Source organism: Pseudomonas sp. 58 R 3, assembly GCF_900006605.1.
GTDB lineage: Bacteria > Pseudomonadota > Gammaproteobacteria > Pseudomonadales > Pseudomonadaceae > Aquipseudomonas > Aquipseudomonas salomonii.
The window spans coordinates 1-13,005 of the sequence record NZ_CVTT01000051.1; the positions used below are offsets into that span (position 1 = coordinate 1).

Annotated in this window: 2 protein-coding genes; both read right to left on the reverse strand. The window is 64.4% G+C overall.

Going from position 1 to position 13,005, the window contains the following annotated elements:
• Positions 1 to 9,095, reverse strand: a 9,095-nt coding sequence (locus BFP92_RS14030; RefSeq protein WP_139114064.1) for a non-ribosomal peptide synthetase, incomplete at its 3' end; no start/stop codon positions are given.
• Positions 9,092 to 13,005, reverse strand: a 3,914-nt coding sequence (locus BFP92_RS14035) for a non-ribosomal peptide synthetase (RefSeq protein ID WP_139114065.1), incomplete at its 5' end; no start/stop codon positions are given. The genes BFP92_RS14030 and BFP92_RS14035, both read right to left, overlap by 4 nt.

Below are 13,005 nucleotides of genomic sequence, written 5' to 3' on the forward strand. Positions count from 1 at the left end.
CCGGTCACGCCGACCGGCACCGGTTGCTGATGGGCATCCAGCACATAGGCACGGCTGTTGCCGACCGGCCGGCCAATCGGGATGCTGCCCTCCTCGGCCGAGGTGATTTCAAAGGTGGTCGAGAAGGTGGTGGCTTCGGTCGGGCCGTAGCCGTTGAGCAGGTGCTGCGGTGCGCCGTCCTTGAGTACTCGGGCGATGACACTTGGGTCGAGCACATCGCCGCCGACGATCAGGTAACGCAGTTGCGTGAACAGCGGCAGCAGCCCATCGGCGTATTGGTGGAACAGGCCGGCGGTCATCCACAACACGCTGACCGCTTGCTGCTGCAACAGCGCGGCGAAATCTGCCTGGGACAACAGCGTGTCCTGGTCGACCACCACCACCGCGCCGCCGTTGAGCAAGGGCGCCCACACGTCGAGGGTGCTGGCATCGAACGCCGGGTTGGAGGCAAAGGCCACACGGTCGTGCTGATTGAAATCGGCGTAACCGTTGTTGATCACCAAGCGCGTAATTGCCCGGTGCGGCACCAATACGCCCTTTGGCATGCCGGTGGAGCCGGAGGTGTACATGATGTACGCCGCCGTCTCGGCCGATTGCTCCAGCGCCGGGTTGCAGTCGGGGGTGTCAGTGAAATCGAGGCGGTCCAGGTCCAGACGACGAGCGCCCTCGGGCACCTCGATCGACGCCAACGTGAGCAGCCACTGTGAACCGCTGTCCGCAACCATAAAGCCCTGACGGTCCAGCGGCGCGTTGATGTCCAGCGGCACATACACCGCCGCGCACTTGCTGATGGCCAACTGGCTCACCAGCAGGTCCAGCGAGCGCTCCAGCAGGATCGCCACGCGCTCGCCGGGTGCCACACCCAGGCCGAGCAAATGGTGGGCCAGTTGGTTGGCACGCCGGTTCAACTGCGCATAGTTCAATGACTGCTCGCCCTGCACCGCTGCCGGTGCCAGCGGCTGCGCAGCAACATGCTCTTCGAACCGCGCATGAAGCGTCTGCGTATGCGGGTAGTCACGCCGGGTGGCGTTGAACTCGACCAACACTTGGCGAACTTCGGCCGCCGGCACCACCGGCAACTGCTCGAACGGTGTGTGGGGCTGCTGTTCCAACGCTTGCACCAGGTGCTCCACGGCGTTGAGCAGGTAATCACAAATGCGCTGCGCCTCCAGCGGCGAGACCACCAGCGCACTGAGATTGAATTGCTCGCCCAGGTCATCGACGCTGAGGGTGATCGGGTAGTTGGTGCGTTCTTCGGCATGCAAGAAGTACATGCCGTGCCACGCCTCGTCGAGTGTGGCGGCGTCGTCGACCACACCACTGTGACGGTAATTGAGCAAGGCACTGAACAACGGCGTACTCGCAGGCACCCCGCTGCAACGTTGGGCCAGGGCCAGGGACGCATGCTCATGACCGAGCAGTGCGGTCAGGCGCGCATGGGTGGACTTGACGGCAGAGCGCACACCGGCAGCGTCAACATCGACTCGTAGCGGCAAGGTATTGATAAACATGCCCAACGCGCGGTCGGCGCCTTCACCGCCTTGCATGCGGCCCATCAGCACGGTGCCGAACACCACCTGCTGGCGGCCCGACAAGGTGCCGAGCACGCGCGCCCAAGCCAAGTGAAACAGGCTGGCGGCACTCACGCCGCTCTGGCGTGCCTGTTCACGCAAACGCAGGCTCAAGTCGATATCGAGCAGGCGCGTGGCTTCGCCCACCCCATGCCCATCGCCTTGCACGTCCTGCAGGCCGAACGGCAAGGTCGGCTCATCGATTGCGCCGAGCATGTCGCGAAAGAACCGTTCGTGCTCCACATCGGCACTGCCCAGGCGCGCCTGCGCCACATAGTTGCGGTACGGCACGGCGTGGCCCAGTTGCTGCGCTTGCCCCAGCAGGAGCATGCGCATTTCCTGCTGCACCACGTCGAGCGCGGTGTGGTCCATCACCAGGTGATGGAACATCAGCAAGGCGACCACACGCTGGTTGGCCTCGTCATGGGCATAGACGATGCGCATCAACGGCGCCTGGGTCAGGTCCAGGCGATAGTGACGGGCGTCGAAACGTTCACGCAGTTGGCTCACGACGTCAGCGCCCTGCGCTTGCACATGCATCTGCTCGACACCCAGTACGGCTTTGCGACAGACCACTTGCACCGGGTTTTCCAAACCTTGCCAGACCAGGCTGGTACGCAGGATGTCATGGCGATCGATTACCGCCTGCAACACCTGCGCGAACACCTGAAAACGCTCCAGATTGTCAAAGCCGTAGCTGGATTGCAGCAGGTAGGGGTCACCGGTTTCGGCGCGGATATGATGGTAAAGCACGCCTTCCTGCAACGGTGCCAGCGGGTAGATATCCTGCACATTCGCCGTGCCGCCCGGGATTTGCGCGACGATATGCTCGATGCTCGCTTGATCCAGAGTGACCAGCGGCAACAGTTCAGGGGTAATGCGCGCGCACTCGGGGCTGATCAGATTGGCCGGCACGGCCACTTCACGGCCACTGCCCACCGCGGCGGCCAGCGCCGCCAGGGTCGGCTGGCGGAACAGCACACGCACGTCGGCGCTCAGGTCCGCCTGGCGCATGCGCTCGATCAGGTTGACGGCCAGCAGCGAATGCCCGCCCAGTTCGAAGAAATTGTCGTGGCGCCCGACCTGCTCAACCTTGAGCACATCGGCCCAGATCTGCGCGAGCACGTGCTCCACCTCGCCTTGCGGCGCTTCGTAGCCACGGCTGAGCAACGCGTCCTGGTCGGGTGCGGGCAAGGCTTTGCGGTCGACCTTGCCGTTGTTAGTCAGCGGCAAGCTGTCCAGGCGCACATAGGCGCTCGGCACCATGTACTCCGGCAACTGCGCTTGAAGGTGCTGATGCAGCGCCTGGAGGTCGACCGCGCCACGCTCAGTGAAATACGCCACCAGGCGCTTGTGCCCTGGTTCGTCCTCACGGGCCAGTACCACAGCGTCCTTGACCTGGGGGTGCTCGCTCAGGCGTGTCTCGATCTCGCCCAATTCAATGCGGAAACCACGGATTTTCACCTGCTGGTCGTTACGCCCCAGGTACTGCAAAGTGCCGTCGGCACGCCAGGCCACCAGGTCGCCGGTGCGGTACATCAGGCCGGCGTCGCTGAACGGGTCGGCGAGGAATGTTTGCGCCGTCAGGTCGGCACGGTTCAGATAGCCCAGGGCGACGCCCTGGCCACCGATATACAGCTCACCGGTCACACCCACCGCCACCGGTTGCTGGCGCGCATCCAGCACATAGGCACGGCTGTTGCCGACCGGCCGGCCGATGGGAATGCTGCCCTCCTCGGCCGAAGTGATTTCAAAGGTGGTCGAGAAGGTGGTGGCTTCGGTCGGTCCGTAGCCATTGAGCAGGTGCTGCGGCGCGCCGTCTTTGAGTACTCGGGCGATGACACGCGGGTCGAGCACATCGCCACCGACGATCAGATAACGCAGTTGTGTGAACACCGGCAACAGCCCTTCGGCGTATTGGTGGAACAGGCCGGCAGTCATCCACAGCACATTCACCGCTTCAGCGCTGAGCAACTGGGCAAACAGCTGGCGGGACAACAGCGTGTCCTGGTCGACCACCACCACCGCGCCGCCGTTGAGCAAGGGCGCCCACACGTCGAGGGTGCTGGCATCAAACGCCGGGTTGGAGGCAAAGGCCACACGATCCTGCTGATTGAAATCGGCGTAACCGTTGTTGATCACCAAGCGCGTAATTGCCCGGTGCGGCACCAATACGCCTTTTGGCGTGCCGGTGGAGCCGGAGGTGTACATGATGTACGCCGCCGTCTCGGCCGATTGCTCCAGTGCCAGGTTGCAGTCGGGACCAGCGCTCAGGTCCAGGCGGTCGAGGTCCAGGCGACGCGCGCCCGGCGGCGTAGCGATCGAGGCCACACTGAGCAACAGTTGCGCCCCGCTGTCCACAACCATAAAGCCCTGACGGTCCAGCGGCGCATTAACGTCCAGCGGCACATACACGGCCGCGCATTTGCTGATCGCCAACTGGCTCACCAGCAGGTCCACGGAACGTTCGAGCAGGATCGCGACGCGCTCGCCCGGCGCCACGCCCAGGCCGATCAAGTAATGGGCCAAGCGGTTGGCCCGTGCATTCAATTGGGCATAAGTCACCCGTTGTGCCGCGTGCACGGCGGCCAGTGCCGTCGGCTGCCTGGTCGCGAGCGCTTCGAAAAGTGCGTGGACGGTCTGGGTCTGCGGGTAGTCGCGCGCCGTGGCGTTGAATGCCGTCACCACCTGCTCACGCTCATCCGCCGGCAGGATCGCCAACGTGTGCAGCGCGGTCGTGGACGATCGCTCCAGTGCCTGCACCAGCTGCTCCAATGCCTGATGCACAAACGCGCACAGGCGTTGCGCACCGACTTCCGGCAAGGTCAACACGGTCAGGCTGAAACCGTCACCCCATTCATCGACGTTCAAGGTCAGTGGGTAGTTGGTACGTTCTTCGCCACCAAGCCCCTCCATGCCCTGCCAGGCTTGCTGGGTCTGTGCCGACCCATCGCCCGCACTGCTATGGCGATAGTTGAGCAGTGCACTGAACAACGGCAGCGGTGCCAGCACCTGGCTGCAGCGTTGCGCCAGGGCCAACGAGGCGTGCTCATGGCCCAGCAACGCGCTCAAGCGCGAATGCGCCTGGCGTACGCCGGCGCGAGCATCGCGACTGTCCACGTCAATGCGCAACGGCAAGGTATTGATGAACATCCCCAACGCCCGTTCGGCGCCTTCGCCGCCGAGCATGCGGCCCATCAATACCGTGCCGAAAACCACGTGTTGCTGGCCGGTGACACCGGCCAGCACCTGGGCCCAAGCCAAGTGGAACAGGCTGGCGGCACTGACGCCCAGGTGGCGCAACTGGCTGCGCAAGCGCCGGTTCAATTCGGGATCGACGCCCAGGCGGGCTTCTTCGATCGTCTGGGCATCGCCCTGCACATCCTGCAGGCCGAACGGCAACGTCGGTTCGTCGATATCACCCAACAACTCGCGGAAGAACGCTTCGTGCTCTTGCTCGCTGACCCCCAGGCGCGCCTGGGCCACATAATTGCGATAGGGCACCGGCACCGGCAGTTCAGCGCTCGGGTCCAGCAGGTAGGCCTGCATTTCCTGGCTCACCACGTCCAGCGCGGTATGGTCCAGGGCAATGTGGTGGAACAACAGGATCGCGGCCACACGCTGATTGGCCGGGTCCTCGGCATGCACCAGCTGCATCATGGGCGCACGGGCCAGGTCCAGGCGATGCTGGCGGGCGCCAAAACGCTGCTCCAGTTGGGCAAGCACAGCGCCTTTCGCGCCATCCACCACCACCTGCCGCACGTCCAGTTGCGCCTTGCGCCACACCACTTGGACCGGCGCCGACAGGCCCTCCAGTACTATTGCGGTGCGCAAGATGTCATGCCGGTCGATCACGGCCTGCAACGCCTGTACAAACGCCTGCAAGCGTTGGCTGTCGGCAAAGCTGAAGCGCGCCTGAAGCAAATACGGATCGCCCTGCTCAGCACTGAGGTGGTGGTACAGAATGCCTTCCTGCAGCGGTGCCAGCGGGTAGATATCCTGCACATTGGCCACGCCACCGGGCACGCTGGCGACGATACGGTCGATGCTGGCCTGGTCCAGGCTGATCAGGGGCAACAGGTCCGGGGTAATGCGTTGGCAATCGGCCTGGATGCGGTTGGGCTCAACCGTCACTTCACGGCCGTGACCCACAGCCGCCGCCAACGCCGCCAACGTCGGCTGGCTGAACAGCACGCGCACATCGGCGTTCAAGCCGGCCTGGCGCATGCGGCTGACCAGGCTGACCGCCAGCAACGAATGCCCGCCCAATTCGAAGAAATGGTCATGGCGCCCGACGCGCTCGACCTTGAGCACATCTGCCCAAATCTGCGCCAGGGTGGCTTCCACTTCGCCCAGCGGCGCCACATAGCTGCGGCTGAGCAAGGCCTCGTGGTCCGGCTCCGGCAGGGCCTTGCGGTCCAGCTTGCCGTTGGCAGTCAGCGGCAGGTTGTCCAGCCGTACATAGGCAGACGGCACCATGTACTCCGGCAGTTGCGCCTGCATAAAGCCACGCAGGGTTTCAATGTCCAGCGTCTCGCGCTCGGTGAAATAGGCGATGAGGCGTCCGTCGCGGGCCAATACCACGGCTTCACGGACCTGCGGATGCGCGCCCAGGCAGCTGTCGAGTTCACCCAGTTCGATACGCACGCCGCGGATCTTCACTTGGTCATCGTTACGCCCCAGGTACTCCAGCGTGCCGTCAGGCAGCCAGCGCGCCAGGTCGCCGGTGCGGTACATGCGCGCCTGCGGCGCGGCACTGAACGGATCATTGACAAAACGCTCGGCGGTCATTTGCGCACGGTTCAAATAACCGCGCGCCACCCCACCGCCTCCGACATACAGCTCACCGGTCGCGCCCAGCGGCACCGGCTTGAGCTGTGCATCAAGCAGGTAGACCTGGGCGTTGGCTACGGGTTTGCCGATGTGCAGGGGCTGCCCGGCTTCAATCACGCCGGAAGTCGCCACCACCGTGGCCTCGGTCGGGCCATAGTTGTTGACCAGGGTAAACGATTGCGCCTGGCTGAACTGGCGCAGACGATCGCCGCCGATCAGCAGGGTCTTGAGCGTCGGGTGTTCCAGTGACTGGCTGAAGGCGTACTCGGCCACCGGCGTGGGCAAGAAGCTGACATCCAGCGGCTGCGCCTGCCACCAGGCCAGCAGCGCATCAATGTCTTCATTACCGTGGGCCGCCGGCGGTAGATGCAGGGTCGCTCCCGCGCACAAGGCCGGCCAGACTTCCCAGGCCATCGCGTCGAAACCAAACCCGGCGACACTGGAGGTGTGGCTGCCCGCGTGCAGGTCGAACGCTTCGCAGTGCCAGTTCACCAGGTTCTCCAGGGTCTGGTGTTCGACCATCACGCCTTTGGGCAAGCCGGTGGACCCTGAGGTGTAAATCACATACGCCAGGTGCGCCGGGGTCAGGCCGGCGATGTGTGGATTGTCTTGCCCAGGCCCTTGCAGCAGGCGACTGTCGAGTTCCAGCACCGGTACTTGCAGGGCCGGCAAACGCTCAGCCAGGCCCGGCTGTACCAGCACGGCCACCGGGGCACTGTCTTCGAGCAGGTAGCCGATGCGGTCCAGCGGGTGCGCCGGGTCAATCGGCACATACGCCGCGCCGGCCTTGAGGATCGCCACCAGCCCCACCAGGGTTTCCAGACTGCGGCGCGCGCAGATCGCCACGCGATCGTCCGGCTGCACCCCCAGTTCAAGCAGTTGCAAGGCCAGCTGATTGGCCTGCTGGTTCAGTTCACCATAGGACAGCGCCTGCCCGTCGTACAGCACCGCGACCGCCTGCGGGTCACGCAGCACTTGTTGTTCGATACGCTGATGGATGGTCAGCCCGCGCGGGTAGTCGACCTGGGTTTGGTTGAAACCTTCGAGCAGTTGCGCACGCTCGGCGCTTGGCAGCACCGGCAGTTGGTTGACCGCTATCGATGAGCCTTGCTCCAGCGCCTGCACCAGGTGTTCCAGTGCGGTCAGCATGTATTCGCAAAAACGTTGCGCGCCCAGTACCGGCAACGCCTGGACGGTGACGGCAAAACCGTCGCTCAGTTCATCGACGCTGAGGGTCAGCGGGTAGTTGGTGCGCTCTTCGGTGTGGAAAAATTCGATACCGCGCCAGGCCGCCTGGGCCTGCTCGGACCCCAGGTCATGGGCACTGTGGCGATAGTTGAGCAAGGCGCTGAACAAGGGTTGCGGCGCGGCCACGCCGCTGCAACGTTGCGCCAGCACCAGGGGTGCATGCTCATGGCCGAGCAACGCCGTGAGCCGCGCATGGGTTGCCTTGAGTGCGGCGGCCGGGCTGTGACCGCCCACGTCGACGCGCAGTGGCAAGGTGTTGATCAGCATGCCCAGCGCATGCTCGGCGCCTTCGCCACTTTCCATACGCCCGAGGAATACCGTGCCGAAGACCACCCGTTCATTGCCGGTGACGGCCGCCAGCACCTGGGCCCACGCCAGATGACACAGGCTCGCCGTACTGACCCCTTGCTGCCGGGCCTGGGTGCGCAGGCGCTGGCCCAACACCGCCGGAACCGACTGCCCGGCCTCTTGCAGCACCTGGCCGTCCCCTTGCACATCCGCCAGGCCAAAGGGCAGCGTCGGTGCGTCCACGTCGCCAAGCATCTCGCGAAAAAACGCTTCGTGCTGCTGCTCGCTGACACCCAGGCGTGCCTGGGCCACGTAATTGCGGTACGGCACCGGTTTGCCCAGTTGTGCGGCCTGGCCCAGCAGGTATTGCTGGATTTCATGCTGCACCACCGCCAACGCGGCATGGTCGGAGACGATGTGGTGCAACATCAGCAAGGCCAGCCAGCGATCATTGACCGGGTCGTGCGCGCAGGCGATGCGGATCAGCGGCGCCTGGCTGATGTCCAGGCGGAAATGCTGGTTGTCGAAGCGCTGTTCCAATTGCTGGCGAACGTCGCCGACGGCTGGGTCCAGCGCGACTTCTTCCACCGTCAGGCGCGCCTGGCGCAGTACCACCTGCTGGGGTTCTTCCAGGCCGTCCCAGAGCACGGCGGTGCGGAAGCTGTCATGCCGGTCGATCACGTGTTGCAGCGCCTGGTTGAAGTCATCCAGGCATTGACGGTTGTCCATGCCGATCATGCATTGCAGCACGTAGGGGTCGCCCTGTTGCGCAGACAGGTGATGGAACAGAATGCCCGATTGCAGCGGCGCCAGCGGGTAAATGTCCTGGATGTTGGCTGCGCCGCCGGGAATACACGCGACGATGCGCTCGATGCTGGCCTGATCCAGTGTCGTCAGCGCCAGCATGTCCGGGGTGATATGCGTGCAACCGGCGGGGATGCGGTTGGCCGGTACCGTGACCTGTCCGGCGCGCTCGGCGCGGTACTCGCCAGCGTTGATCAAGGCGATCAACGCCGCTTTGTGCTCGCGCAGCGAGGCCAATACGCTGGGCTCCTTCAACGCTTGCTTGTTGCCCTGCACCACGAGTTGGTCACCCTTGACGGCAAGCTGAACGTCTTTTTCTTTTAATGTCGCCAACAGTTCGAGAACACTCACAGGACCATCTCCATTCTTTCTGTAATTTCGGCGTATTCCCAGAGCGTGGGTTGCTTGAACAGCGCCTTGACGTTTGCATCGATGCCTTCCTGGCGTAACCGCCCGATCAGGCTGACGGCGAGTAATGAATGGCCGCCCAGTTCAAAGAAATGGTCATGTCGACCGACCTGGTCGACCTCCAGCAATTCAGCCCAGAGCCGGGCCAGTGCGATTTCGGTGTCGGTCGACGGCGCCTCATACTCACGCGTACGTAACGCCCCGAGGTCGGGTGCCGGCAGGGCTTTGCGGTCGAGCTTGCCGTTAGGGCTCAGCGGCAGCGCCTCAAGGTGCACGAACAATTGCGGCACCATGTAGTCCGGCAATAGCGCCAACAGGTGCGTGCGCAAGGCTTCAGCCTCGGCCGGTACACCGGTGTAATAGGCCACCAGGCGCTTGTCGCCCGGCACGTCCTCGCGGGCCAGCACCGCGGCTTCCTGGATCTGCGGGTATTCGCCCAGGCGTGCCTGGATTTCCCCCAGTTCGATGCGCAGGCCACGAATCTTGACCTGGTCATCGTTACGGCCCAGGTACTCGATATTGCCGTCGGCCAGGAAGCGTCCGACGTCACCGGTGCGATACATGCGCCCGGCGTTGAAGGGGTTGTCGACGAAGCGTTCGGCCGTCAGTTCCGGGCGATTCAGGTAGCCACGGGCAACTTGCACGCCACCGATAAACAGTTCGCCGCTGACGCCCAGTGGCGCCGGCTGCAAGTGTTCGTCCAGCACATAGAGGCAGGTATTGGCGATCGGCTTGCCGATCGGCGTGTTGTCCGGGGTGGTCGGCCCGGCGCAGTCCCAGGCGGTAACGTCCACCGCCGCTTCGGTCGGCCCATAGAGGTTGAACAAGGCGCTGGTCGGCAGTTGCTGCTTGAAGCGGCGCACCACACTGCCCGGCAGTGCCTCGCCGCTGCACATCACGCGTACCAGCCCGGCCGCCTGGCTGAGTTCACCATGGGCGAGGAATACCTCGAGCATCGACGGCACAAAGTGCAGCGTGGTGACACGTTCGGCCTGGATGATCTCGCACAGGTACGCGGGGTCCTTGTGCCCGTCAGGACGGGCCATGACCAGGCGCGCCCCGGTAAACAGCGGCCAGAAGAACTCCCACACCGACACGTCGAAGCTGAACGGGGTTTTCTGCAGCACCGTGTCGCTGGCGTCGAGGCCGTAGGCTTCCTGCATCCACAGCAGGCGGTTAACCACCGCGCTGTGTTCGTTAATGACGCCCTTGGGCTTGCCGGTGGAGCCGGAGGTGTAGATCACATAGGCCTGGTGTTGTGGGGTCAACCCGGCAATCAACGGGTTGCTCGCCGACTGCTGTTGCCAGGTGAGGCGCTCCAGGTCGACGACCGGCACGTCGAGGTGCCCCAGCAAGGCACGGGTGGCGCCTTGGACCAGCACCACGGCCGGCGCGCTGTCTTCCAGCATGTAGGCCAGGCGGTCCAGCGGATAAGCAGGGTCCAGCGGCACATAACCACCGCCGGCCTTGAGAATTGCCAGCAAGCCAACCACCATTTCCAGGCTGCGCTCAGCGCAGATCGCCACCCGCGAATCCGGCACCACACCGAGCTCACGCAGATGATGGGCCAAGCGGTTGGCGCGCTCGTTCAGCTCGCAATAACTCAGGTGCCGGGCGTCTGCCAATACTGCGACGGCGTTCGGCGTGCGCGCCACTTGGGCTTCGAACAGCCCATGCAGGGTTTGTTGCAGCGGGTAGTCGCGGGCCGTGTCGTTGAAGGCCACCAGCACCGTTTCACGCTCTTGGGCCGGTAGCACCGAGAGTTGCTGCAAGGCGCTGTGCGGCGCGGTCTCCAGCGCCTGCACCAAGTTATGCAAAGCCGTCTGCACATAGTCCACCACGCGCTGGGCATCCACCGCGATGGCCTGTACGTTCAAGCGGAAGCTGTCACCTTGGTCATCCACGTTCAGCGCCAGCGGGTAGTTGGTGCGTTCTTCGCTGGCCAGGGTTTCGATGCCCACCCAGGCGTCACGGGTCTGATGCATCACGCCATCGCTGGCGCTGTGCCGATAGTTGAGCATCGCGCTGAACAACGGCGCCGGCGCGGCCACGCCACTGCAGCGCTGGGCCAGGGATAATGAGGCATGCTCGTGGCCCAGCAGCGCCGACAGGCGTGCGTGCGTGGCACGCACGCCGGTCCGTGCGCTGTGCTGGCCGAGGTCGACGCGCAGCGGCAAGGTGTTGATGAACATCCCCAGCGCGCGATCAGCGCCTTCGCCGCCCTGCAGGCGCCCGACCAGAACCGTGCCGAACACCACGTCCTGCCTGCCCGAGACTGCGCCCAGCACCTGGGCATAGGCCAAGTGGAACAGGCTGGCAACGCTGACCCCAAGGGCACGCGCCGCAGTGCGCAGACGCCGGCTGACGTCCACCGGCAAGGTCTGGGTAACTTCAGCCACCGTGTTGCCGTCGCTCTGCACGTCCTTGAGGCCGAACGGCAGCGTCGGCTCGTCAATGTCGCCGAGCATCTCGCTGAAAAAGCGTTCATGCTCCTGCTCAACCCCACCCAGGCGCGTCTGGGCTACGTAGTTGCGGTAAGGCACCGGCGCCGGGAGTGGCGCGGTGGCGCCCAACAGGCTGGCGGCCATTTCCCAGCTGACCACCTCAAGTGCGGTGTGGTCCAGGACCATGTGGTGGAACAACAGCACCGCCACGGTGCGGTCATTGCGCTCGTCGCGGGCATAGGCCAGGCGCATCAAGGGTGCCTGGCTGACGTCAAGGCTGTAGTGCCGAGCGTCAAACCGCGCATGCAATTGGGTCAGGATATCGCCATCGGCCGGGTCGAGGATCAGCTCCTGCACCGGTAGCTCGGCTTTGCGCCACACTACCTGTGCGGGGGCGCTCAAGCCCTCCCAGACCATCCCGGTACGCAGGATGTCGTGGCGCTCGATCACGGCTTGCAGGGCGTGGGCAAAACGCTGCAAACGCTCGAGGCTGTCAAAGGCCATTTGCGACTGCAGCAGGTAGGGGTCGCCCTGCTCGGCGGTGATGTGGTGATAGAGAATGCCTTCCTGCAACGGCGCCAGGGCATAGATATCCTGCACATTGGCCACGCCGCCCGGAACCTGGGCGACGACATGGTCAATACTGGCCTGGTCCAGGCTGATCAGGGGCAACAGGTCTGGCGTGATGCGCTCACACGCGGCAGTGATCAGGTTGGCCGGCACGGCCACTTCACGCCCACTGCCCACGGCGCCAGCCAGTGCCGCCAAGGTCGGCTGGCTGAACAGCACACGCACATCGGCACCGAGTCCGGCCTGGCGCATGCGTTCGATCAGGCTCACGGACAGCAGCGAATGGCCGCCCAGTTCGAAGAAGTTATCGTAACGGCCAACCTGTTCGACCTTGAGCAGGTCCGCCCAGATCCGTGCCAGCACGTTTTCCACTTCCCCCTGGGGGGCTTCGTAGCCACGACTGAGCAAGGCGTCCTGGTCCGGTGCCGGCAGGGCCTTGCGGTCAACCTTGCCGTTACTGGTCAGCGGCAGGCTGTCCAGGCGCACGTAGGCGCTCGGTACCATGTAGTCCGGCAGCTGCGTCAACAGGTCGTCGCGCAGGGTGGCGATGTCCACGCTGTCGCGCTCAGTGAAATACGCCACCAGGCGCTTGTGCCCCGGCTCGTCTTCACGGGCCAGTACCACAGCGTCCTTGACCTGCGGGTGCTCGCTCAGGCGTGTCTCGATCTCGCCCAGTTCGATGCGGAAACCACGGATTTTCACCTGTTGGTCGTTACGGCCCTGGTACTGCAAGGTACCGTCCGCACGCCAGGCCACCAGGTCGCCGGTGCGGTACATCAAGCCCGTGTCGCTGAACGGGTCGGCGAGGAATGTTTGCGCCGTCAGGTCGGCACGGTTCA